This is a genomic window from Novosphingobium sp. BL-S-34 (assembly GCF_056857015.1).
In genome coordinates this window covers 2,854,812-2,879,070 of the sequence record NZ_CM166472.1, presented here as the reverse complement: position 1 = coordinate 2,879,070, position 24,259 = coordinate 2,854,812, and the positions used below count along the sequence as shown (strand labels likewise).

20 protein-coding genes and 1 tRNA gene are annotated in these 24,259 nt (G+C 67.1%); 1 reads left to right on the top strand and 20 read right to left on the bottom strand.

Translation table 11 applies throughout. The features are described from left to right. Positions 1-37 precede the first annotated feature (37 nt). The 3 genes from AC1VV3_RS13760 to AC1VV3_RS13750 all read right to left on the bottom strand — a co-directional run bounded on the left by AC1VV3_RS13760 (position 38) and on the right by AC1VV3_RS13750 (position 3,239). Positions 38-961, bottom strand: coding sequence for an NAD-dependent epimerase/dehydratase family protein (locus AC1VV3_RS13760; RefSeq protein WP_431568691.1), 924 nt, complete (start codon positions 959-961; stop codon positions 38-40). Next, positions 961-2,091 carry a glutamate 5-kinase gene (gene proB / locus AC1VV3_RS13755; RefSeq protein ID WP_314463717.1) on the bottom strand — a complete coding sequence of 377 codons (1,131 nt, stop codon included), beginning with the start codon at positions 2,089-2,091 and terminating at the stop codon, positions 961-963. The genes AC1VV3_RS13760 and proB overlap by 1 nt, the downstream gene beginning before the upstream one ends. 131 nt (positions 2,092-2,222) lie before the next feature. After that, on the bottom strand, positions 2,223-3,239 hold the full coding sequence (locus tag AC1VV3_RS13750; protein WP_431568690.1) for a DMT family transporter: 1,017 nt from the start codon (positions 3,237-3,239) through the stop codon (positions 2,223-2,225). A 104-nt stretch (positions 3,240-3,343) separates the two neighbouring features. Here AC1VV3_RS13750 and AC1VV3_RS13745 point away from each other — a divergent pair, with 104 nt between their 5' ends. After that, positions 3,344-4,672, top strand: coding sequence for a family 1 glycosylhydrolase (locus AC1VV3_RS13745; RefSeq protein ID WP_431568689.1), 1,329 nt, complete (start codon positions 3,344-3,346; stop codon positions 4,670-4,672). Between the two features lie 10 nt (positions 4,673-4,682). Here the strand turns inward: AC1VV3_RS13745 and AC1VV3_RS13740 are convergent, their stop codons facing one another. The 17 genes from AC1VV3_RS13740 to murD form a co-directional block, all read right to left on the bottom strand. After that, the gene (locus AC1VV3_RS13740) at positions 4,683-5,612 is read right to left on the bottom strand and encodes an alpha/beta hydrolase (protein ID WP_431568688.1); all 930 of its coding nucleotides are present in this window, start codon (positions 5,610-5,612) and stop codon (positions 4,683-4,685) included. A 143-nt stretch (positions 5,613-5,755) separates the two neighbouring features. Beyond that, positions 5,756-6,811, bottom strand: a complete 1,056-nt coding sequence (gene obgE / locus AC1VV3_RS13735) for a GTPase ObgE (RefSeq protein ID WP_132261783.1) — start codon at positions 6,809-6,811, stop codon at positions 5,756-5,758. A 161-nt stretch (positions 6,812-6,972) separates the two neighbouring features. Continuing rightward, a tRNA-Ala gene (locus AC1VV3_RS13730) sits at positions 6,973-7,048 on the bottom strand. Positions 7,049-7,269: 221 nt separating this feature from the next. After that, positions 7,270-7,965, bottom strand: a complete 696-nt coding sequence (locus AC1VV3_RS13725; protein ID WP_132261781.1) for a hypothetical protein — start codon at positions 7,963-7,965, stop codon at positions 7,270-7,272. A 163-nt stretch (positions 7,966-8,128) separates the two neighbouring features. Further along, positions 8,129-8,869, bottom strand: coding sequence for a Bax inhibitor-1/YccA family protein (locus tag AC1VV3_RS13720; RefSeq protein ID WP_132261779.1), 741 nt, complete (start codon positions 8,867-8,869; stop codon positions 8,129-8,131). A gap of 147 nt (positions 8,870-9,016) precedes the next feature. Continuing rightward, on the bottom strand, positions 9,017-9,826 hold the full coding sequence (locus AC1VV3_RS13715; RefSeq protein WP_132261777.1) for a pyrroline-5-carboxylate reductase family protein: 810 nt from the start codon (positions 9,824-9,826) through the stop codon (positions 9,017-9,019). 282 nt (positions 9,827-10,108) lie between these two features. Then, positions 10,109-10,627 (bottom strand): type III secretion system chaperone family protein, encoded by a 519-nt coding sequence (locus AC1VV3_RS13710; RefSeq protein WP_132261776.1) that lies wholly within the window; start codon positions 10,625-10,627, stop codon positions 10,109-10,111. 223 nt (positions 10,628-10,850) lie between these two features. Further along, complete coding sequence (locus AC1VV3_RS13705) at positions 10,851-12,917, bottom strand: SPOR domain-containing protein (protein ID WP_431568687.1); 2,067 nt, start codon at positions 12,915-12,917, stop codon at positions 10,851-10,853. A 150-nt stretch (positions 12,918-13,067) separates the two neighbouring features. Continuing rightward, complete coding sequence (gene ftsZ, locus AC1VV3_RS13700; RefSeq protein WP_431568686.1) at positions 13,068-14,618, bottom strand: cell division protein FtsZ; 1,551 nt, start codon at positions 14,616-14,618, stop codon at positions 13,068-13,070. 262 nt (positions 14,619-14,880) lie between these two features. Continuing rightward, on the bottom strand, positions 14,881-16,161 hold the full coding sequence (ftsA, locus tag AC1VV3_RS13695; protein ID WP_134095109.1) for a cell division protein FtsA: 1,281 nt from the start codon (positions 16,159-16,161) through the stop codon (positions 14,881-14,883). Further along, positions 16,161-17,126, bottom strand: a complete 966-nt coding sequence (locus tag AC1VV3_RS13690) for a cell division protein FtsQ/DivIB (RefSeq protein ID WP_132261769.1) — start codon at positions 17,124-17,126, stop codon at positions 16,161-16,163. The genes ftsA and AC1VV3_RS13690 overlap by 1 nt, the downstream gene beginning before the upstream one ends. Beyond that, positions 17,123-18,079, bottom strand: coding sequence for a D-alanine--D-alanine ligase (locus AC1VV3_RS13685; RefSeq protein WP_431568685.1), 957 nt, complete (start codon positions 18,077-18,079; stop codon positions 17,123-17,125). Before AC1VV3_RS13685 ends, AC1VV3_RS13690 begins: the two co-directional genes overlap by 4 nt. Next, positions 18,076-18,999, bottom strand: coding sequence for a UDP-N-acetylmuramate dehydrogenase (gene murB / locus AC1VV3_RS13680; RefSeq protein ID WP_431568684.1), 924 nt, complete (start codon positions 18,997-18,999; stop codon positions 18,076-18,078). The genes AC1VV3_RS13685 and murB overlap by 4 nt, the downstream gene beginning before the upstream one ends. After that, positions 18,996-20,417 (bottom strand): UDP-N-acetylmuramate--L-alanine ligase, encoded by a 1,422-nt coding sequence (gene murC, locus AC1VV3_RS13675; RefSeq protein ID WP_431568683.1) that lies wholly within the window; start codon positions 20,415-20,417, stop codon positions 18,996-18,998. The genes murB and murC overlap by 4 nt, the downstream gene beginning before the upstream one ends. Beyond that, positions 20,414-21,640: an undecaprenyldiphospho-muramoylpentapeptide beta-N-acetylglucosaminyltransferase gene (murG, locus tag AC1VV3_RS13670; protein WP_431568682.1), complete on the bottom strand. Its 1,227-nt coding sequence runs from the start codon at positions 21,638-21,640 to the stop codon at positions 20,414-20,416. Before murG ends, murC begins: the two co-directional genes overlap by 4 nt. Then, complete coding sequence (locus AC1VV3_RS13665; RefSeq protein ID WP_134095114.1) at positions 21,637-22,848, bottom strand: FtsW/RodA/SpoVE family cell cycle protein; 1,212 nt, start codon at positions 22,846-22,848, stop codon at positions 21,637-21,639. Before AC1VV3_RS13665 ends, murG begins: the two co-directional genes overlap by 4 nt. Further along, complete coding sequence (gene murD, locus AC1VV3_RS13660; protein WP_431568681.1) at positions 22,848-24,248, bottom strand: UDP-N-acetylmuramoyl-L-alanine--D-glutamate ligase; 1,401 nt, start codon at positions 24,246-24,248, stop codon at positions 22,848-22,850. Before murD ends, AC1VV3_RS13665 begins: the two co-directional genes overlap by 1 nt. Positions 24,249-24,259 lie beyond the last annotated feature (11 nt).

The following is a 24,259-nucleotide window of genomic DNA, read 5'->3' as shown; positions in this document are numbered from 1 at the left end:
CGGACTACCTCGGCGCCGTTCGATTACCGGGATCCGCTCAAAGCCAGTCGTTCGCGCGGTACCACTCGGCCGTGGCGCGCAGACCGTCGCGCGTATCGATACGCGGCTCCCAGATCGAGGCCGGCACCCCCGCCCCCGCGCTGACCACCCAGTCCGGGTGGCTGAAATAGGCCGCGCGGTCGGCGGTCATCTTCGCCCCGTCGCCGCGCAGGAACTGGTCCACCTTCGCCGCCTTGCGCAGCGCTCCGGCGGAAAGCGACAGTACGCGCGCACGGCGGCCGACGGCTGCACCGATGGCGCGGGCCATCTCGGCATTGTCCCAGCCGTGGACTTTGCCGTCGTCCGGTTCGAACAGCTTGCCGGTCACGTCCTCGCCGCCCGGAACCAGCGCCACCAGCAGGCGGGCAAGGTCCTCGACATGGATCATCGAGGCGCTGCCGCCCTTGGGCACCGGCACGAGGCCCCAGCGCGCCGCGCGGAACAGCTCGAACATTTCCTTGTCGCGCGGGCCGTAGATCGCGGGCGGGCGCACGATGGTCCAATCGAGCGGGCTGGCGCGCAAGAGCTTCTCGGCCTTGGCCTTGGAGGCCCCGTAGGCGGAGAGCTGCGGTTCGCGCGCGGAGAGCGAGGAGACGAATACGAAGCGCCGGATGCCCTTGGCCACGGCCGTCTCGATCAGGTTCAGCGTCCCGGCGACATTGCCCGCTTCGTATCCGGCCGGGTCGGGCGCATTGACCACGCCGGCAACGTGGAGGATCGCCTCCGCCCCGCGCGTCAGTTCGGAAAGGGAGCCGGTGTCGCGCAGTTCGCCGCGCACCCAGGTGACGTTCGGGCGCGGCTCCTGTTCGCGGCGGGCGAGCGCGCGGACATCGTATCCGGCGGCAACGGCCTCATCGAGCAGGCTCTGGCCAACGAAGCCGGTGGCGCCGGTCAGCGCGATGGTGGGGCGGTCGAGTTCCATTACTTCAAGACAAGCTGATCGCGATGCACGACGGATGAACGGGGCGCATAACCGAGCACTTCGGCCTGCTCGCTGGAGTGCAGCCCGCGGATCGCGGTGCATTCGCCAGCGTGATATTCGGAAAGGCCATGGGCCAGGACCCGTGCCTCGGGGTCGACGATGGCTACCGGGTCGCCGCGTTCGAAGGCTCCCTCCACGCGCGTCACGCCCTTGGCCAGCAAGCTCGATCCCCGCAGCAGGGCAGCGGCTGCCCCGGCATCGACGTGGATGCTGCCCTTCAGCCGCAGCCGTCCGCCAAGCCAGGCCTTGCGCGCGCCGGCCCGGCGGCGCGGCAGGAACAGTGTGCCGATGCCCTCGCCGATGATCCGCGCGACCGGGCGTTCATGCTGGCCATTGCCGATGACGAGGCAGATTCCGGCCAGTTCCGCGATCTCTGCGGCCTGCAGCTTCGAAACCATCCCGCCCGAGCCCATGCCCGAATTCGATTCGGTACTGGCCATGGCGTGGACCTCGCCGGTCACGCCTTCGACCACCGGGATCATCCTGGCACCCGGCTCCCGCGGATGGCGATCGTAGAGCCCGTCGATATCGGAGAGCAGCAGCACGGCGCTGGCCTGCGCGGCCTGGGCGACGCGCGCGGCAAGGCGGTCGTTGTCGCCGAAGCGGATTTCCTGCGTGGCGACCGAATCGTTCTCGTTGATCACCGGCACGGCCCCCGCATCGAGCAGCCGCGTGAGCGTGGCCGTGACGTTGAGGTAGCGGCGGCGGTCTTCAAGGTCTTCCAGCGTCAGCAGCATCTGCGCGGCAGTGAGGCCGTGGCTGCCGAGCAATTCCGCCCAGAGGCCGGAAAGCGCGATCTGACCGACGGCGGCCGCCGCCTGGGCATCGGCCAGCGAGCCGCGCCCGCCCTTTTCCAGGCCGAGCGTGGCCGCGCCAAGGGCGATCGCGCCGGAGGAAACCACGATCACATCCTGCCCGCGTGCGCGCGCCTCGGCGATTTCCGCCACCAGCGCCGTCAGCCACGCGCGCCTTACGCCCTCTTTGCCGACGAGCAGCGCCGAGCCCACCTTGATGACGAGGCGGGGGGCAAGGGCTCTGTCGGAGAGATCGGAAAGACGCGATACAGGCATGGAGGCAGTGCCTCTAGGACAGTTGCCGCCCGCTGGAAAGCGCTCGCTTGCGAAAGGCGCTACGCCCCGTCCCGCCACGGGAACGGCGAGACGCCCGGATCAATCAGGCCGGATCGGTCAGGACGGGTCGATCAGGCCGGGTCGATAAGCACCGTCTGCGCCCGCCGCGCCTTTCGGGCCTTGAAGATTTCGTGACCGCTGACCAGCAGGATGCCCGCCAGGACCATCAGCGCACCGGCGATGAAGGCCGCGTCCAGTCGTTCGCCCAGCAGAACGACCCCGAACAGCACGCCGAACAGCGGCGTCATGAACGAGAGCACGCCCAGTCGCGAGGCCAGGTAGACGCGCAGGAGTCCGAACCAGACGAGCAGGCTGATCAGCGACATGAAGACCACCTGGAACACCATGCTCACGCCCAGCAGCACGGTCGGCCGCGCATATGTCTGCCCGGTGCCGACCGCCAGCAGCCCCAGCAGCACGAAAGCGCCGAGCAGCTGGTAGAGCGTGGTGACCGAACTGGGCGCCTGCGAGAGCCGGGAGAATCGCAGCGTCAGCGTCGTCGCGCCCCAGGCGGCGCCTGCGCCGATGCCCATGAGGTCCCCGATCCAGGCCGAATCGCGCCGCGGGCCGTCTGCTCCGCCGCCCAGGAACGAGACCGCGACGCCGCTGAAAGCCGCGGCGATGCCCAGCCATTGCAGCGGGCTCAGGCGTTCCTCGGGCACCCGAAAATGCAGGCCGAGCGCGGTGAAGATCGGGGCGGTGTAGAGGAAGATGCCCATGTGCGAGGCGCTGGTGAAGCGCAGCCCCTCGCCCATGAACAGATATTCGAGCGCAAAGAGCGCGCCGATCGCCAGCCCCGCCTTCCATGTCCCGCCGCGCAGGGCATGTCCTTCCTTCCGCATGAACACCAGCGCGGCGATGAACAGGGCCGCGATGCCCGAGCGCAAGGAAATCTGAAGCACCGGCGCTATGTCCGGAGCCGCTGCCTTCAGCGCCGTCTGCTGCATGCCCCAGATCGCGCAGAGGCCGACCATGAGCAGGGCCGCACGGCCGTCCACGGGTTTGCGCGAAAGAGGCTGGTCGATGTCCATGATCCGGCCCTTAGCGCCCGCGCCGGGGTGGCGGCAGTCCCTTTTTGTCGCGGCCATTCTCTCAGGTCCGACGATGCGGGTTCCATTTTAGATTTATGGTTCTAATTTTACATTTTTGGCCGATTCGAAACGAAACCGGCGCGAACAGGGAGAAGAACCGCGTGATCGACCGCCGAACCATGCTGGCCGCCACGGCCGCCGGGGCCACGCTTGTGAGCACCTCCACCCTGGCGCGCACGGCCAGGCCCGTCGATCCCAAGTTCCCGGACGGCTTCCTCTGGGGCGCGGCAACGGCGGCGCACCAGATCGAAGGCAACAACGTCAACAGCGATGTCTGGGCCATGGAGCACGCCAATCCCACGGTCTACATGGAACCCTCCGGCGACGCCGCGAACAGCCTGGCGCTCTGGCCGGTGGACCTCGACCTGGTGAAGGGCCTTGGGCTCAACACGTATCGCTTCAGCCTGGAATGGGCGCGCATCGAGCCTGCCAAGGGCCAGTTCTCGATCGCCATGCTCGATCATTACAAGGCCATGATCGAGGGCTGCAACGCGCGCGGCCTCAAGGCGATGGTGACGTTCAACCACTTCACCACGCCCGCCTGGTTCGCAGCGCAGGGCGGATGGTCCCATGCCGAGGCCCCTGCCCTTTTCGCCCGCTATTGCGATCGCGCAGCCCGCCATCTCGCCGCGGGGATCAGCCATGCCACCACCTTGAACGAGCCCAATCTCAGCGGCTTGCTGGACGTTGTGCTTCCCGGCGACATCGGGCCGCGCCTGCTCGGCGCGGACAAGGCCATGCAGGAAGCCGCCGCCCGCGAGCATGCCGTCGCCCGCTTCCTGCCCGGCAATCCGCTCTACGTCGCTGACCCGGAAGTGGTGCAGGGCAACCTCCTGGCCGGCCACAAGGCCGGGCGCGCGGCGATCAAGGCCGTGCGGAGCGACCTGCCGGTCGGGGTCAGCCTTGCCGTGATCGACGATCAGGCCGCCGGCCGCAACAGCCTGCGCGATGCCATGCGCGCCAAGCTCTACCTGCCCTGGCTGGAGGCCGCGCGCGGCAACGACTTCGTCGGTGTGCAGAACTACGAGCGGACCGTCTGGAACGACAAGGGCCGCCTGCCCCCGCCCAGCGGCGCGGAAACCAACGACGCCGGCTCCGAAATCTACCCGGCATCCCTCGCCGGCGCGGTGCGCTATGCCCATGCGGTCAGCGGCGTGCCGGTGGTCGTTACCGAGCACGGCATCAATTCGGCCGACGACACCAAGCGCGCGCGGCTGATCCCGGCAGCGCTGGGCGAACTCAAGCGCGCCATGGACGATGGCGTGCCCGTGCTCGGCTATATGCACTGGTCGCTGGTCGACAATTACGAATGGGTTTTCGGTTACAAGCCGCAGTTCGGCCTGCACACGCTCGATCGCACGACCTTCAAGCGCACACCCAAGCCCAGCGCTGCCGTGCTGGCCGCCATCGCCCGGCGCAATTCGCTCTGAGGAAGAGGCCTCAGCCCGCGGGCGTGGTGGGCGAAGGTGGTGGAGGCGACGGTGGTGGGGGCTGGGCCCCCTCGATCATGAACCACGGCGTCCCCCCGCCTTCATAGGGCGGCGCGGGATAGAGCCAGCGCAGCGCGTCCTCCGCCGCATGGTGATAGACGGTGGCATGCGAAGCGCTCTTGCTGAAATCGTCGTAGCGCAAGGTGACGCGGTCCGCCGGCTGGCTCTCGAGGAATGTGCGCAGCCGATCGATCCCGTCCTGCATGGTCCCACCCTCGTCGCCCACCGCCAGATAGAGGCGGGCCTTGGCAAGCCCCTTCACGCCGGCCGTCCGGTCGAGGTGAGCGAGCGGCCGGCGGTCGTCCCACCAGAGGCTGGGGCTGATCGCCACATAGTCGGCGAAAAGCGCGGGTTCGTTGAGCAGGGTATCGACCACGAAGAGGCCGGCCAGCGATTCACCCATGATCGCGCGGCGCTCTCCGGTGCGGAAGCGTGCTTCCACGAAGGGGATCACCTCCTGGCGCAGGAAGCGGCGAAAGCGATCCGCCCCGCCGCTTTCGGGAAATGCGGAGAGGTAGCGGGGATCTGTGGGCCGCGACGTCAGTTCCGCGCGGCGGTTCCTGGTTTGCACGCCGACCACGATCATCGGGCCATAGGTCCAGCTCAGCGAAGCAAGGTTGGCGAGGCCCGCGATATGCTGGAAGTCCTGATCGAGCGCGCCGTCCAGCAGGTAGACCACCGGATAGCGATCGTGCGACGCCGCGTAGCCGGTCGGCAGCCAGACGTTCACTTCGCGCGTGTCGCCCAGCACCGTCGAAGGGAGGCTGTAGCTCGTGCCGATCTCGATCGGACGGCTGGCGACCGGAGCGGGCTCTGCCGCAGCGGCGCGAAGGGGCGACAGGAACAAGCCCGCCGCCAGTGCCATGTGCATGATCTTCATGGCAAAGCTGTAGCCGGAGCGAGGCCCGGCGCCAACTCAAACCGTCACGGCGAACGACCCGGTGCCTCCGGGTCGGATCGCCGAAATCACGGCGCCGCCGTTAATATGCGGGCCGTCAATATGGGGGCGTCAAATAGCCGAGATCAAATCGGCGACCAGGGCTTGTCGTCGGATTCCTCGCGCTCGCCTTCGGGACGCTCGGTAACGGTGGCCGCGGGAAGGTAGTCGATCACCGCGTCCAGCAGCTTCGACATGCCCTTGCCGGTCGCGCCGGAGATCGGGAAGACTTCGTCCGCCCCGGCCTTCAGCAGTTCCTTGGCATAGGCCGCGGCCAGATCGTCGTCCACGAGGTCGATCTTGTTCAGCGCGACCAGGCGCGGCTTGTTCTCGAGATCGCCGCCATAGGCCGCCAGCTCTTCCTCGACGACATGCATCGCTTCCACCGGATCGGTGTTCGAGATGTCGATGAGGTGGACGAGCACACGGCAGCGTTCGATATGACCCAGGAAGCGGTCACCGATGCCCGCACCATCGGCGGCGCCAGCGATCAGGCCCGGAATGTCGGCCAGCACGAATTCGCGATTCTTGTGCATGACGACGCCAAGCTGCGGGCGCAGCGTGGTGAAGGCATAGTCGCCGACTTTCGCCTTGGCGTTCGACAGCTTGTTGATGAACGTGGACTTGCCTGCGTTCGGCATGCCGACCAGGCCGACGTCGGCCAGCAGCTTCAGGCGCAGCCATACCCACATTTCCTGTGCGGGAATGCCGGGCTGGTGCTGGCGCGGAGCGCGGTTGGTGGAGGTCTTGTAGCTGGCATTGCCGCGACCGCCCATGCCGCCTTCCATCAGCGTCACGCGCTGGCCGGCCTCGGTCAGGTCGGCCAGGACCGTTTCGCGATCCTCGTCGTCGACGATCTGGGTGCCGACGGGAACCTTGATGACCAGGTCCTTGCCGGCCGCGCCATTGCGGTTCTTGCCCATGCCGTGGCCGCCGCGGGGAGCCTTGAAATGCTGGGTGTAGCGGAAATCGATCAGGGTATTGAGGCCCGCAACCGCCTCGAACACGATGTCCGCGCCCTTCCCGCCATTGCCGCCGTCGGGTCCGCCGTACTCGACGTACTTCTCGCGCCGGAACGAAACCGCGCCGGGGCCGCCTCCGCCCGAACGGATGTAGATCTTGGCCTGGTCGAGAAAGTGCATCTTGTATGTTTCCGGCGCGTTCAAAGACGTTCAAAGGCGAAGGGACAGCGGCAGAGCCTTATCCGTCCATCGCAGATAAACAAAAAACCCGGCCATGTCGCGTCAAACGCCTCATGCCGGGGTAGACCCGGGCAGACCCGGATCGCTTCAGAATTTCATACTGGTGGAGCCGAGGGGGATCGAACCCCTGACCTCGTCATTGCGAACGACGCGCTCTCCCATCTGAGCTACGGCCCCGTTCCAGTATTTTCGCTGGGACGACAAGCGCCTTCGCGAGGCGTCCCCTTAGCGAAGTGCTCTTCCGCATGAAAGAGCAAAAATGCACCGGGCCGAGATTCGATTCCCGAGATCTGGCACCCGAGACTCGCCCTGAATTCGGCCGGAGAACTGGCCCTGTCAGGTTCGGAGCGAGGCAGGATCGCGGCCTTGCGCGCCCCTGCCCGCTCGTCCCTTCGGGCTTACCGCGAGTAGGCCTGCTGGCTCACCGTGGGCGCTGCCGCCACCGGCGTCGTGCCCGAAGGCGCGCTGGCCGAGGCGCCCGCGCCGTAGCGCGCTTCCCAGGCGGCCAGATCGGCGCGGTACTGGTCGTAGCTGTTGAAGAACTCCTTGAAGGGAGCCTCCGCCTTGGCAAGCCCGCTCACCGCGAAACCGTCAAGCTGACCGGCCGGCACGGCCTGGAGGTCGACCGCGAGACCCATCGCCGCGTTGCAGAGCGCGGGAACGACGGGGGGCAGCGCGAAGAAGTTGTAGACCTGGGTCTGATAGGCTTCGCGCTCGCGGACGGACTTGGCGCCGAACCGCGACTTGAATTCCTTGTCGAGTTCCTTGTTGGCCGCCGTCAGGCTCTTGACGTGCTTCTTCAGGAAGTCCTTGTAGCCCGCCAGGATCGGCTCGTACTGCGGCCCGACGCAGTTCAGCGCCGCGACGTTGTAGGCAGAGCGCAGGTTCCACAGGGACTGGGCAGCCGAGATGCCCGAATTCACCGTGCGGCGCGAACCGTCCACGGCCAAGACCGGCACGATCATGTTCGGCGCGGCGCCCAGCGGCGGCATCGGCCGCGGCGGGATCACCACCACGGGCGGCGGCGGCGGCGGCGCAACGGCAACCTCCTTGGGTCCGCAACCGGACAGCATGGCGACGAGCGAGCCCGTCATAATGGCAAGGCCGCGCAAAAGGCCTTTTTTCTTCAGGTTTACCACCCCGGACACTCCAGTTCTCACGATGGCCGGGATTCTATCTCGTCTTGACTCCAATGAAAATGCCCGGTGCGACGAATCGCACCGGGCATGATCGTTTCATCCGTCAAAAAACGGTGGATTAACGGCGATCGCCCAGGAAGCTCAGCAGGAACTGGAACATGTTGATGAAGTCCAGGTAAAGGCTGAGCGCGCCCATCACCACGGCCTTGCCGAGGAACTCGGTGCCGCGAAGCTGTGCGTACTGGTTCTTGAGCATCTGCGTGTCATAGGCGGTGAGGCCGGCGAAGATCAGCACGCCAAGCACCGAGATCGCCAGCTGCAGCACCGTCGAACCCACGAAGATGTTGATCAGCATCGCGATCAGAATGCCGAACAGGCCCATGATCAGGAACGTGCCGAAGCCCGAAAGGTCCTTCTTGGTGGTATAGCCCACCAGGCTCAGACCCGCGAAGGCCGCAGCCGTTGCGAAGAAGGTGGTGGCGATCGACGTGGCGGTGAAGGCCAGGAAGATCGTCGACAGCGACAGACCCATGACCACGCAGAAGCCCCAATAGAGCATCTGGAGGGTCGAGGTCTTCATACGGTTCAGGCCGAAGTTCATCGCCATCACGAAGCCCAGCGGGGCGAGCATGATGACCCAACGCAGCGGGGTGGTCAGCACCTGCATCGCCATGCCGGAGGAAGCGAACAACAGCGCCACGATGCCCGACAGCAGCACGCCCGAGGCCATGTAGTTGTAGATGGACAGCATGTAGCTGCGCAGGCCCGCGTCATACGTGGCCCGGCCGGCTTCGCGTCCGTCAAGGCTCGGAGACGCACCGAAGCCCGTGCCGGGCTGGGGGTCGTTCCAATTCGCCATTTCAAACTCCCTTTCACAGGCGCTTGCGAAATGCGGCACCCGTACAGGCACGAATATCTGCTGTCCGGCCTCCGAATTCAAGGAAAACCGGCGGATCGACTTTGTGTCAAAATGTAAAGACTGTCGGAACCCGCCGGAATACGGCGATCAGGCCTTGCGGGCCTCCGCGGCCATTTCGGCATTACGGTCGCGCGAGGCCGCCATCGTGGCCGCAATCAGGCGCGTCAGGGCGTCGTCCGCATCGAGCACGTTCATGCCGGCGCGGGTCGACCCACCGGGGCTGGCCACCTTGTCCGCCAGTTCGCCGGCCGAGAACGGCGAGGCGGCCGCGAGCTGCGCCGCCCCTTCGACCATGGCCAGGGCAAGCCGCTGCGACTGCGCCTCGTCCAGCCCGAGCGACACGGCCCCTGCCGTCAGCGCGTCGATGAAACGGTAGACGAAGGCGGGGCCGCAGCCTGCCAGCGCCGTGACGGAATCGAACAGCGCCTCTTCCGCCAGCCACTCCGGGGTGCCGAGATGGGCCATCATCGCCGTGACCGCTGCGCGCCCCGTCTCATCGAGACCACGCGAATCCAGCGCGATCGGCGACTTGCCGATGGCGGCGGCAAGGTTGGGCATGATCCGCACGACGGCGCCCGCCGCGGGGAACCGCGCGGCAAGGCTCTCGAACTCCACACCTGCAAGAATCGAGAAGAGCGTCGTCTCGCGCCCGACCAGCGCGCCGATCGCCGGGGCGGCCTCATCCAGGCCCTGAGGCTTGATACCCAGCATGACCACGTCGAAGCGACCTTCGCGCGGCAGTTCGCCGAGCAGGGTCACGCCCTCGGGCGCTTCGGTGCGCTTGGGATCGACGATGGTGAAACGCGATGCGGCGATGCCGCCCTTCAGCCAGCCCTCCAGCATGGCGCCGGCCATATTGCCGCAGCCGACGAGAAGGATGTTCTGAAACCGCTCCATGTCATTCCCCTTGCGCGAGACCTTGCGACGTCCCGGCGCCTAGAGCGTTTGCCAAGCAGATGGGATCACCTGATTGCTCGGAAAACGCGGCAAACCAAAAACCTGCGGCGACAGGGCCGACGCAGCAGGATCGGATCCCGCTCTAAGGGAGCGACGGCACACTGCCAAGGGCCAAAGCCCGACAGACGGGCCATCCACGCCGAACCTGCACTGACCGGCGCCGGCATGGCAGTCCCGCCCCCATATCCTTGCGCCAGCGCTGTCAGCGCCGGCGCAGCGGGGTCAGGCCTCTCCCGCCGCGTCGATCATGGCTGCAGCGAGCGCCTCGGTCGGGGTCTTGTCGCCCCAGAGGATGAACTGGAACACCGGATAGAAGCGGTCGCATTCCTCGATCGCCGCCTCCACCACGGTCTGCGCCTGGCCCGGACCGAGCAGGCCTTCCTCGCCCAGCATCAGCCCGTGGCGATAGAGCACCACGCCGCTGCTGGACCAGGTGTCGAAATGGCCGACCCAGAGCTGCTCGTTGATGAGAGCCAGGGCCTCGAACATGGCCTGCCGCTTGCTGTCGGCGATGCGAATGTCCGGCAGGCAGAGCAATTGCAGCACACGGTCTTCCGCGCGCCAGATCGCCTGGATCTGATAGGTCGCCCAGGCGCCCTTCACTTCGGCGGAGATCTCATCCTCGCCCGAGTGCTCGAACGCCCAGTCGCGCGCTTCGAACAGCGACGCCAGCATCTCGATCGGGGCGGACTCGTCCTCCCGGCTGATGTCGTCCTGTACCTGCCTCATGATTTCCGACATTTGCCCTCCGCGACGCGACGAGCCATGGATGCTTTGCCTGGGGGGGCAAGCACAATCCGGGGCATGCGATCGCCTGAGCAAAACTGCACAAGCCTGTTCACAGGATGTGGATAAGGCCCGCCGCCCCGCCATTAGGACAGTTCGAAGTCACCCGGATTTGCTGGACGCGGCCCTCAGGCCCGCTTTACGCATAGGGAAACGGGCCGCCTCCGCGACCCGCCCGTCACTTCGCCGAAAGCGCGTCGACGACCTGCCCCGCCGGACTCGTCCAGGGAAGCGCGTCGTTGAAGCCCTGCTTCTTCGCATCGGCGATGAAGCTGCCGGCCGCCTTCTGCGTCTCGAACGGACCCACGAGGATGCGGTTGGTCCGCCCCATGTCGCTGACATAGGGTTCGTGGCCCTTGAACAGCGCGGGCGACTGCTTGAGGTAGCGGCGCCAGTCGAAAGCGATGGCAGCCTTGTCGCGGCCCACGCCGATCTGCACCCAGATCCGGCTGGGATGCGACGGCGGCGCAGGCTTCTTGGCCTTGGCGGCGGCATCGGCCTTGGCCTTCGCGGCAGCCTTGGTCTTGGCAGAGGCCTTGTCGTCTTCCGCCTTGTCATCGGGCTTGGTCTTGGGGTCGAGCTTGGCCTTGGGGTCTGCCTTGGCTTTCGGCTCGGGCACCTTGGGTGCTTCCGGTTCCGGCTTGGGAAGGTCGATCTTGGGCGGCGCCGGACGTGCGGGCTCTATCTGCCGCATGTCGACCGCGCCCGAGGCCGGCATGATCTGCATGGTTGGCTTGCCCAGATCCGCGAAGATCTGCTCCAGCGAAAGCTGCTGGGCGTTCGGTTCCGGCGGCGCTTCCGCCACGGGCGGCTTGGCCGGCGTGGCGGCGAGCGGCGCAACTGGCGCACTCGGCGTGGCGGCGAGCCCGGGCGCGGGTGTCGCGGGTTTGGAGACAACGGGCGACGTCGAGGGCGCCGCGGCAGGCTGACCCGCCGGAACCCGGGCAAGGTCGAAACCGGGGCTTGCGGCGGCCGTAGGCGGCGCAGAGCTACTCCGCGCAGCCAGCGAGGCGGCAGCCCATTCGCGCGTCACCGAGGTCGAGGCAGGCGCGGCCGTTGTCGTCGCGGGCGGCTTGGCGCTGACCGGGGCGGGTTGCTCCGCCTTCGGCTTCACGGGCGGCAGTTCGCCCGTCGGCGTATCGGCGCGCTCGATGGTCGGCATCGGTTCGGGCGGTGCGACCCGTGCCGGCTCTGCCGCCGCAGCGGGCGCCGTGCGCGTGGAGGTCGTCCGCCCGCCGCCGATGCGATAGGGATCCGCCGCGGCCACCGATGTGCCGCCGGTCCGCGGGCCGGCCTTTGCCGGTTTCGTGCTGGCCTTGGCCGTGCGGGACGTGCGGGTAGCCGCAGTGCTGCCGCTGCCCAGGGCCTCGCCGCGCGGAACGAGATTCGCGTCCGCGCTGGCAAGCCGCGTCGGCGTGTAGGCCGCGATCCGGGCATCGTCATGCCCGATTTCCGAAGCGCGCGGGAACTTGCCGAGATTGGCCGCCGCCGCCTGCTGCGCGCGGGTGAGACGCGGCATGTAGCGCAAGTAAGGCGCGATGTTCTGGGCCAGTTGCGGGGGCAGGATCGTGTTCGAGACTTCCACCGCCTGCTTGGCGTCGCCCGCGATCGCCAGCGAGAAGGCGCGCGTACGCCAGCCCGGTTTGTCCTGCTTGCGCAGCAGGGGCATGATCGTCGTTTCCGATGCCTGGGCATCGCCGGAAATCGCCTGGCTGATCGCCAGTCGCATGCGGACATCCTCGTCATTGGCACCGCCGAGCGCCAAGGCGTAGTAGCGCTGCGCGGCGGCGTTGTCGCCGACGAGGTCGTAGGCAAGGCCGCGGTCTGCCGCCAGCTGCGTGGGGCTGGCGCCCGCCTTCTCCGCCTCGGCGAACAGCGGCAGCGCGGCAACGGGATCGCCGCTCTGCGCCAGTGAGGCGGCGAGCCCCGCCTTGACCCGCGCATTGCCGGGCGAAATTTCGTCGGCGCGGCGATAGAAGCCGATGGCGGCGTCGAAATCGCCCAGCTTGCGCGCCGCATCGCCCGCGTCGAGCAAGGCGGAGGTGTCCCGCGGATCGCGCGCCAGTCGCGACAGCGCGGCGTTGAGCTTCAACTGGTCGGCGCTCGGCAGCGCTTGCACCACCGGCGCAGCGATGGCTGCGGCCGGGAGGACGGCGAACGAGAGGGACGCAGCGGGAACGACCAGCGCTACATGCACGGCGGCCGAGGCCAGCCACTTGCTCGAAACCCTCTGACGTACCCGCAAGACCCGAAAAACCTCTCAAAACGCGCAAAGGCCCGACTGGAATCGGGCCTTTGCTGGAAACCGATCGGCCGCGTCTATGTCGTCCGATTCATGAACCTTGCGAAAACGGGAGGCGACGGCCGCAAACCGGCCGCCGCCCGCCCATTTTCATTACTGGTTGTTCTGGCGCCCCAGGAAACGGGGGATGCTGATCGAGCCGCCATCATCGTCATCGCCCGCCGGTTCGGCCGGGGCCGCCTTGGGACGCGAAAGGCTGGTCATGCGCTCGAACAAAGTGCTGCCACCGCCGACCGGGCGCGCCGGTGCGGGATCGGCCGGACGCGCGCGGGCGGGTTCAGCGGCTTGCGGCTGCCCGCCGCCCAGCAGGAGTTCGTCCTGCTGGCGCTGGCTGGCGGCCTGCGGAGCCGGCTGATGCGGGGGCTGGGCCTGCGCCATCGCGCCGAGATCGAGCGGTTCGGGACGCGCGCTGCGAAGGCCGGTGTAAGCGGCCGGGGCCTCCTGCTCGACTTCCTCGCTGGCGCCGAGTTCCAGTTCGAACGGCTGGTCGGCCGACTCGGCAGCCGGCGTCGACAGTTCGAAGGGCTCGGAAGCCGGAGCGACCGGCGCTGCGGCGGCCGGAGCGGGCGTGACGAGCGGCGTCGGTGCGCTGGGCACCGGGCGCGACACCATCGGACGCACCGGGCCGCGCGAGGCGCTGAGGTTCAGCGGACGCGAGGCGATCTCGGCCATTTCCGTGGTCTGCTCGATGCCGGTGGCCACTACCGAAACGCGGATCTTGCCCTGAAGGTCGGGGTTGAAGGCCGAGCCCCAGATGATGTTGGCGTCAGGGTCGACCAGTTCGCGAATGTGGTTCGCGGCTTCGTCGACTTCGAGCAGCTTCATGTCGTCGCCGCCGATGATCGAGATGATCACGCCCTTGGCGCCCTGCATCGACACGCCGTCGAGCAGCGGGTTCGCTATGGCGCGTTCGGCCGCTTCGAGTGCGCGGTTCGGGCCTTCGCCCTCTCCGGTGCCCATCATCGCCTTGCCCATTTCGCCCATGACCGAGCGGACGTCCGCGAAGTCGAGGTTGATGAGGCCCGGCATGATCATCAGGTCGGTGATCGAGCGAACGCCCTGCTGAAGCACTTCGTCGGCAAGCTGGAAGGCTTCCTTGAACGTGGTTTCCGCCTTGGCGACCAGGAACAGGTTCTGGTTCGGGATGACGATCAGGGTATCGACGTGCTTCTGCAGCTCCTCGATGCCCGAGTCCGCCGAACGCATGCGGCGCGTGCCTTCGAACATGAAGGGCTTGGAAACCACGCCCACCGTCAGCACGCCCTTTGCGCGCGCGGCCTGCGCGATGATCGGCGCCGCACCCGTGCCGGTGCCGCCGCCCATGCCGGCGGCGATGAAGACCATGTGGACGCCGTCAAGCAGACGTTCGATCTCTTCGATCGTCTCTTCCGCCGCAGCGCGGCCCACTTCCGGACGCGCACCGGCGCCGAGGCCCTGCGTGATTTCCGGGCCGAGCTGGATGCGGGTTTCGGCGATCGCGTTGTTGAGCGCCTGCGCGTCGGTATTGGCGACGACGAAGTCCACGCCCTCGATCTGGGCCTGGATCATGTTGGCGATGGCGTTGCCGCCTGCTCCGCCAACGCCGATGACGACAATACGCGGACGAAGCTCTTCGATCGCCGGCGGTCCGATGTTGATGCTCATTTCGATCTCCTGGCAGGCACGTGCGCGAAGAAATTTACCTTGACTAGCCTGATTGCACGGCAGCCTCCGTCAAGGCAAAGCGTGCAGCCTTGTTGTCCACAGCCGAAACCGCGAATTCCAGCCAATCGTGCCGTTCCCGTCGCAGGGAATGCACGACTGACCAAAGGGCTTTGAGTCGGTTTGGAAATTCGCGGACAGGAATTCAGCGGCACCGGCCCTCGCCCCCACTAAATGCCCTGACGGGCATCTTCCAAACAGTTGCTCAAAAGTACTCTTTCAATGCTCTATAGACGCGGTTGACCACGCCAAGACCGCTGTAACTCACTGTACCTTGGCGGTTCTTGCCGAAGGTGCGAATGTCGATCGGGTCCGCGGCGGCATAGAGAACCAGTCCCGCAAGCGTGGAGAAGCCCGGTTTTACGTGGGCTTCGGCCAGTCCCGAAAGGTGCGGCACGCGGCCGATGCGCACCGGCTTGCCCAGCGCCGCCTGCGCATAGTCGGCCAATCCCACCAGTTCCGCGCCGCCCCCGGTGAAGACCACCTGCTTGCCGCGCTGCGCGTTGAAGCGCATCAACTTCAGCGCCTTGTTTATTTCTTCCATCAGGATGCCGAGCTGGCCGGTAATCACACCGATCAGTTCGGCGCGCGGGATCCGGTTCTTGTCATCGGCATGGCGGGCGATCGGGCCGGTGCCTTCCTCGCCCGGCGCATTGACGGGAATCATCTCGCGGTGATCGTGCGGGCTGGCGATGGCGGAGCCGTTCACGCACTTGAGCCGCTCGGCCTGGAACCGGCGAATGCCGAAGGCCGAGGCGACGGCGTCGGTGATGTCGGCCGAGCCCATCGGGATCGAGATCATGTCGATCAGCAGCCCATGCGAATAGACCGCGACATTGGTGACTTCCGCGCCGAATTCCACCAGCGCCACGCCCAGGTCACGCTCCTCGGGCGAGAGGCACGCCTGCCCCGCCGCGATGGGCGAGCCGACCACGGCCTCCACTTCGAGATGCGCGCATTGCACCGCTTCGGTCAGGTTGCGGATCGGAGCGCCGTCGGCCAGGACTATGTGGATGTCGACGCCAAGCCGCTCGGCATGGAGCCCCTTGGGATTGCCCACGCCGTGCGCACCGTCCAGGCGATATTGCGCCGGCTGGGCATGGAGCACCATGCGCCCGTCGGGCTGGATCACTTCGCGCGCCGAGATCAGGAGCTGATCGATATCCTCCTGCTCGATGCGGCGGCCGCCGATCTCGGCATCGAACTGGTCGATGCGGCTGGCGAGCCCCGCCCCCGAGCAGCCGATCCAGACTTTGGTGACGCTGGTGTCGGCCATCTTCTCCGCCCGGTCGATGGCATCGCGGACGGCATAAGTGGCGGCGGCCATGTCAGTGACGAAGCCGCGCTTGATGCCCTGGCTGGCGCGGTGGCCCGAGCCGAGCACGATCATGTCCCCCATCTCGGACATGCCCGCGACAATGGCGGAAATGCGGAAGGACCCGATGTTGACCGCGCCGAACACCCGGGTGATGCGTGGGGGTGCCATCACTGTTCCTCCGCTGCGGCGGCACTCTGGCTGCTCGCTTCGACGCTCGTATGGGGGACTGCGCCCGCCTTCATCGCCAGTTCCTGTCCTTCGGCGTCCGGGACCCGCAAGTAGATGCGGTCCTTCGCGCGCATGTCGATAGCCGTGACTTTGCCGCCGATCAGCCGGTTGGTGCCGTCAAGCCGGGCAAAAGTGACGAGCGCCCCGGCGGATTCGGTGTCGCCTTCCGGCAGCGCCAGCACCTGCCCGGTCTGAAACGTCAGGTTCCAGCGGCGGTTGCCGATCCATTCCGCTTCCTGCACTTTCGGCTGGAGCGCCGGCGCCGCTTCGAGCAGATGGCCGAGCTGGGTCACCTGCTGGCCCGCACCTGGGCCGGAGACGATCAGCTTGCCTTTGGCGTCCTTCCGGTTGATCGCTTCCAGTTCCTGCCCGGTCTCGTCGATGAGCACGAAACGGTCCGCCTTGCGGAGCACCGCATGGGGCTCTCGCTCGACGATGTCGATCACCAGCGTGTCCGGCAGCTGGCGCGAGACGCGCGCGTCCTTCACCCACGACAGACCCAGCAGTTCGCTGCGCAGCCCGTCGAGATCGACCTGGGTCATTGCCCGGTCGCGCTCGGCCAGGGCCTTTTCGTAGACTTTCAGCTCGTTGAGGTTCTTCACCCCGCGCACTTCGACGCGCTTCACCTCGAAACCGGCATCGGCGGCGACCTGGGCGAACTGCTTGCCCGCCAGCATCGGCACGCCGGCCGCATTGGCCACGACCCAGATGAGCAAGCCCGCGCCGCCGAGTATGGCGACGAGGAAGATCTTGTGAAGCTGCTCCTCGGTGAAGGGCAGCCAGCTCATCACCGTATCGACGGCGGTGCCGCTGGTCGCCTTGGCCTGGCGGACCTTGGCCTTGGTGTTCTGGGCCGCGGCGGCCTTTCGCGCTGTCTTCGGCTTGCGCCGGATCGTCTGGCTCATTTGGCCCCCTTGGCGACCTTTCCGGCGTCGGCAAGCGCTTCGGCAATCACTGCTTCCACGAGATCGGGATATTCCATGCCGCAGGCGCGCGCCTGCTCGGGAACCAGGCTGAGCGGCGTCATGCCGGGCTGGGTATTGACCTCCAGCAGGAACAGACCCTCGATCCCCTGCGTGTCGTCCCAGCGGAAGTCGGCGCGGCTGGCGCCCTTGCAGCCCAGCAACTGATGGGAGCGCAAGGCAAGGTCCTTGCAGGCCGCCGTAATCTCGTCCGGAATTTCCGCCGGGCAGACGTGCTCGGTCATGCCGTCGGTATACTTGGCGTCGAAGTCGTAGAAGCCGGACTTGGGCTTGAGTTCGGTGACCAGCAGAGCGCGATCACCGATCACCGCAGTGGTCAGTTCCCGGCCGCGAATGAAGGGTTCGGCGAGCAGGCGGTCGAATTCCTGCCACGGGCCCTTGGCGTCCGGCGCGATCGGATTACCGTAATTGCCCTCATCGGTGACGATGGCGACGCCCACGGAGGAACCCTCGTTGACGGGCTTGAGCACATAGGGACGCGGCAGTGGATCGCGTTCGTGGATCGTGGCGCTCTCGACGATGCGGCCGCCGGGCATGGGAATGCCGTGAGGTACGAGCGCCTGCTTGGTCAGCTCCTTGTCGATGGCGATGACCGACGTGGCGAGGCCCGAATGCGTGTAGGTAAGGCCCATCAGGTCCATCATGCCCTGCACCGTGCCGTCCTCGCCCGGCGCGCCGTGGAGCGCGTTGAACACGACGTCCGGCTTCGCCTCCGACAGGCGCAGCGCGACATCGCGGTCCATGTCGATGCGCGTGACCGTGTGGCCCTTGGACTCAAGCGCCTTGGCCACGCCCTCGCCGCTCATCAGCGAGACCGGCCGTTCGTTCGACCAACCGCCCATCAGGACCGCGACGTGGAGCTTGGAGAGGGTCACTGCGTCAACTCACTTCTTGCTTCAGCGGATAGTCCAACCCGCTGGATTTCCCATTCGAGCGTCACGCCCGAGTTTTCCTTGACCCGGCGGCGGACTTCCTCGCCCAGGGCCTCGATATCGCTGCTGGTGGCGTCGGCCACGTTGAGCAGGAAGTTGGTGTGCTTCTCGCTCACTTGCGCGCCGCCGAGAGTCAGGCCGCGGCATCCGGCTTCGTCCACGAGCTGCCAGGCCTTGTGGCCTTCCGGGTTCTTGAACGTCGAGCCGCCGGTCTTGCTGCGCAGCGGCTGGCTGGCTTCGCGGCTGGCGGAAATCCGGTCCATCTCGGCCTGGATCGCCTCGGATTCGCCCGCGCGGCCCTTGAAGCGCGCAGCGACGACCACGGCGCCTTCGGGCAGCTGCGAATGGCGATAGGTATAGCCGAGGTCGGCGTTGTTCAGGGTGACCAGCGTGCCGTCGCGCAGCACCACGTCGCAATCGACCAGCACGTCCTTGACCTCGACGCCATAGGCACCGCCGTTCATGCGCACGAAGCCGCCGACCGTGCCGGGGATCGAGCGCAGGAATTCGACACCGGCAATGCCGTTGTCGCGCGCGGTGGAGGAAACGAGGATGCCGCTGGCGCCGCCGCCGCATTCCAGTGTGACTTCATCGACGCGGCCGACTTTCGCGAAAGCCTTGCCGAGCCGGATCACCACGCCCGGAACGCCGCCGTCGCGCACGATCATGTTGGAGCCGAGGCCGAGCGCCATGACCGGGACCGACGGATCGAGATCGCGCAGGAAGCCCTGCAGATCGGCAAGATCCTTCGGCTCGAACAGCCACTCCGCCGCGCCGCCCGACTTGAACCAGACGAGCGGCGCCAGCGGCGCATCGGCCTTGAGCTTGCCGGCTACCTGGGGAAGGCTTGGCGCTTCGCTCAAGCAGCCCTCCGCTTGACGATCGCGTCGGCAAGACCGGCTGCCCACTTGGTGATGTCGCCCGCGCCGAGGCAGACGACCATGTCGCCCGCCTGAATCGACGTGGCCAGGACATCGGCCAGCGCGTCCGGTCCGGCGACGACTTGCGCCGAGCGATGTCCGCGCGCCTTCATGCCCGAAACCATGTGCTCGGAATCGACGCCTTCGATGGGCTGCTCGCCCGCGGCATAGACCGGGGCGGCGTAGACCACGTCGGCATCGTTGAAGGCCGCTTCGAAGTCTTCCATGTGATCGCGCAGGCGCGTGAAGCGATGCGGCTGGACCACGGCGATGACGCGATTGCGCACGCCTTCGCGGGCGGCTGCCAGCACGGCGCGGATTTCGACCGGGTGGTGGCCGTAATCGTCGATCACGGTGACGACACCGCCCTCGACCTCGACTTCGCCGACTTTGGTGAAGCGGCGCTTCACGCCGCCGAACTTGGAGAAGCCGGTCTGGATGCACTCTTCCGAACAGCCCATCTCCACCGCCACGCCCACGGCGGCGAGCGCGTTCTGGACGTTGTGGCGGCCCGGCATCGGCAATTCGATGCCCTCGATCCGGCGGAACGAGCCGTCGCGCTGGCGCAGGGCCACGTCGAAGCGGTTGCCGCCGGGGATCGGCGTCACGTTCTCGCCGCGAATGTCGGCCTGGGCGGAGAAGCCGTATGTCACCACGCGGCGGTCGCGCACCTTGGGGATGATCGCCTGCACTTCCGGGTGATCGATGCAGAGCATCGCCGCGCCGTAGAAGGGCACATTCTCGATGAATTCGACGAAGGAGTCCTTCACCTTGTCGAACGAGCCGTAGTGATCGAGGTGCTCGGGATCGATGTTGGTGACGACAGCGATGGTGCCGTCGAGGCGCAGGAACGAACCGTCGCTCTCGTCGGCTTCCACCACCATCCAGTCCGAAGCGCCGAGGCGCGCGTTCGAACCGTAGGAATTGATGATGCCGCCGTTGATGACAGTGGGATCGACCCCGCCGGCATCGAGCAGCGCCGCGACCATCGATGTCGTGGTGGTCTTGCCGTGCGTACCGGCCACGGCCACCGTGTTCTTGAGGCGCATCAGCTCGGCCAGCATTTCCGCGCGGCGGACCACCGGAATGCGGTTTTCGAGCGCGTAGACGACTTCGGGATTATCGCGCTTCACGGCGGTGGAAGTGACGACCACGGCGACGCCTTCGACGTTCTCCGCCGCCTGGCCGATCATCACCTTTATGCCCCGGCCGCGCAGGCCTTCGACCACGTAGCCCTCGGCAATGTCGGAGCCCTGCACCGAATAGCCCAGGTTGTGCATCACTTCGGCAATGCCGGACATGCCGATGCCGCCAATGCCCACGAAGTGGATCGTGCCGATGTCGGTGCCGACGCCCCTCACTGTGCGGGCTCCTTCGCGAGCTTGCTCTTGGCCAATCCACTTTGAGCACGCGCCTCGCCGCCCTTGGCGGGCATGGCTTTCTCCAGGCGGATCACGTCCATGATCGGGGCTGCGCCGAAGCTTTCGACAAGGTCGGCAAGATCGCTGGCGGCATTGGGATAACCGCAGTTCCACGAGGCGTGGGCGGCGTTGGCAAGGGTTTCGGGGTGCTGGGCCATGGCCTGAATCTGTTTCGCGAGCATGGTCGCGGTGAAGCTTTCCTGTCGGATTGCGCGGGCGCCGCCGGCCGCGACGATCTCGCGGGTATTGGCGGCCTGGTGGTCGTCGGTGGCAATCGGCAGCGGGATCAGGATCGCCGGTCGGCCGACCGCGGTAAGCTCCGCGATGGTCGAGGCGCCGGAGCGGCCGATGAAGAGATGGGCGCCGGCAAGCCGCTCGGCCATGTCTTCGAAATAAGTCGCGAGTTCGGCGGGGATGCCGTGGCCGGCATAGCGCGCGCGCACGGCATCGATATCCTCGGGCCGGCACTGCTGGATCACCTGGAGCCGCGAACGCAGCGCCGGGGGCAGCATGGCAAGGCCGTCAGGCACGACTTCGGAAAGCACGCGGGCGCCCTGGCTGCCGCCGGTCACCAGGATGCGCAGCAGGCTGTCCTCACCGAATTCGGGGAACGGCGCGTCGCGCAGGGCCAGGACTTCCTCGCGCACCGGATTGCCGACCAGCGTGACTTTGTCCGCCAGCTTTGGATCGAGCCGGTCCACTTGCGCAAAGGCCGTGGCGATGGCGTTGACCTTGCCGGCGAAGTAGCGATTCACCCGGCCGAGCACCGAGTTCTGCTCGTGCAGCACCGTCGGGATCTTCGCCGAACGGGCGGCGAGCATCGTCGGCAGGGCGGGATAGCCGCCAAAGCCGACCACGGCAGTCGGCTCGAAACTCTCGAACAGGCGCAGCGCCATCGCGCGGCCGGACAGGATGCCCTTGAGACCCTTGAGCCAGTTCAGCGGGTTCTTGCCGGCAATCCGGCCCTGCGGCAGGACATGAGCGGGCAGATAGTCGGGCTTGCCGGGAATGGCCGCGCCGCGCTCGTCGGTGATGAGCGCGACGTGATGGCCGCGACGGTCCAACTCCGCGGCGAGCGCGAAGGCGGGGATGAGGTGGCCGCCCGTTCCGCCCGCGGCGAGGACGTAGTGGCGGCTGACCGAGCCGGATACGGCCGAACTCATGAAGAAAAGTCTCCAACGGCGCGCAGTGAGAACTTCTCGCGCTTGATGAACGGATTGCGGCGCGTGATCGCCAGCAGCAGGCCGACGGTCATGCACATGGCCACCGTGGACGAGCCGCCGTAGCTGATCAGCGGCAAGGTCATGCCCTTCGACGGGAAGAGCTGCAGGTTGACCAGGATGTTGATGAAAGCCTGCCCGCCGAACTGCGAGGCGATGCCCGAGGCGGCGAGCACGGTGAAGAGGTCCTCCTCGTCCACCAGGCGCAGCATGACCCGCGTCAGCAGGGCAAGATAGATCATGACGATGACGACGCAGGCGATCAGCCCGAATTCCTCGCCGATGACGGAGAAGATGTAGTCGGTATGCGCTTCGGGCAGCGCCATCTTGCGCGCGCCCATCCAGAAGCCCTGCCCGAACCATCCCCCGTTCAGGAGCGTGCGCTGCGCAAGGTCCACCTGGTCGAAGGCATTGCCGCCGGACAGGAAGGAATCGATGCGGTTGCGGCCGTTGTCGTATGTGAAATACATCAGGACGATACCCGCGACGCCCAGCCCGGCGAACATGCCGATGCGCTTGAGCGGAATGCCCGCCAGCAGGATCATCACGAAGAACGTGCCCGAAAACAGCATGGTGGAACCGAAGTCCGGCTGCGCCATGAGCAGCGCGCCCAGCAGGCCCATGAGGCAGAAGCAGATCGCCACCACCGGAATATGCGGATCGCGCGCGCGCCAGGACAGGATCCAGGCCAGCAGGATCGGGAAGCCGGAGCCCAGGAACTGCGACGGCTGGATCGAAAAGCCCAGCTTCAGCCAGCGCCGCGCGCCGTTCACTTCGGAGCCGATCACCGGCACCAGCACCAGCCCGACCAGCATGACGGCAGCAATCAGGATGCCCACGCGGCGCGCGCTGTCCTTCGACAGGCTGGACGCCCAGAACATCGCGCAAAGGCCCACGAACTGCCAGCGCAAGTGCAGCCAGAAGAAGTGGAGCTGCGAGAGCTTTTCATGCGCGGTAGACAGGCGCCGCGCACTCGCGGGCGAACCGGCCGCCACCGCAACGGCGCCGATGCCCATGAGGATCAGCACGATGGCCAGGACGGTGCGGTCGATCTCCTGCCACCAGATCGCCAGCTGGCCCCGGCGGTTGCGGTTGTAGCGGACGTTGGCGGGCTGAACGCCCGAAGCGGAACCGGGAGCGGCAGTGGCCATCAGTGCTTCACCCCATCTTCGCCTTCACCCTCGGGCGTATCGGCGGATGCGCCCTGCTCCTGCTCGCCATGAAGTTCGAGCAGAGCCTCGACGATCTGGCGGAAGGCCAGTCCGCGCGCTTCGTAGTCGCGGAACTGGTCGAAGCTGGCACAGGCGGGCGAAAGCATGATGACGTCGCCGGGCCTGGCGCGGGTCATCGCATCGCGGATGGCTTCGGCCATCATCTCGCTGCGGTGCACTTCGGTGTAAGGCGCGAGGATTTCCGCGAAGCGCGGCCCGGCATCGCCGATGGTATAGGCAGCCGCGACATTGCCGAAGAACGGCGCGCATTCGTCAAGGTCGTCGCCCTTGGGAAGACCGCCGAGAATCCAGTGGAGGCGCGGCTCGGGATCGGGCGGAAACGCGGCCAGCGCCGGTGCGGTCGAGGCCGGGTTGGTCGCCTTGCTGTCGTTGATGTAGAGCACGCCGCCGGCCTCGGCCACGCGCTCCATGCGGTGCGGCAACCCGCTGAAGGTGCGCAGCGCGGGCTGCCACTGCTCCGCGGGAATGCCCAGGGCCTCGACGATGGCGACGGCCACCGCGGCGTTCTGCAGGTTGTGCGGGCCTTGCAGCGAGGGCCAGTCCTTCTGGAGCGGCGCAAGGTCCTGCCCGCCGACGCGGCGGACGGCGTCGGGCGCGCGGCGCAGTTCCTCGGTCTCGGCAATGTCGGAGGTCTCGCGGTCGCCGGTCCCGAAGATGGCGGGGCGCGCGGCGTCCTGCATCGCGAAGAGGCGCGCCTTGGACATGGCATAAGCCTCGAACCCGTCATAGCGGTCGAGATGGTCCGGCGTGATGTTGAGCAGCGCGGCCACGTCGCAGTCCAGGCTGCGGGTGAGATCGATCTGGTAGCTGGACAGCTCCAGCACGTAGACGCCGCCCTCCGGCAGCGGATCTTCGCCCAGCACCGGCACACCGATATTGCCGCCGACGCGGGTGGGCACACCGGCGCTTTCCAGCAGGTGGCAGACCAGCGACGTCGTGGTCGACTTGCCGTTGGTGCCGGTTATGCCGACGACGCGGTGCGCGGGAAGGCTGCCGCGGGCCAGCGCGAAAAGCTCGATATCGCCAATCACCGGCGCACCATGGCGGCGCGCGGCTTCGGCGATCGGGTGCTTGTTGAGCGGTACGCCCGGCGAGACGACTACGCCGTCATAGCCCGTCAGGTCGGCGGTGACGGGGTCCGCGACTTCGATGCTTTCCTCGTGACGGCGCGCGCAGAGGGCGTGGCGCGGCTCTTCGCGCGAATCCCACGCCATGACGTGGGCGCCGCTGGCCAGCAGCGTCTCCACCGCCGTGAGTCCGGAGCGCGCGAGTCCGAGCACCGCGTAGCGTTTTCCGGCAAAGGCGGGGGAGACGATCAAGACCCGGCGCC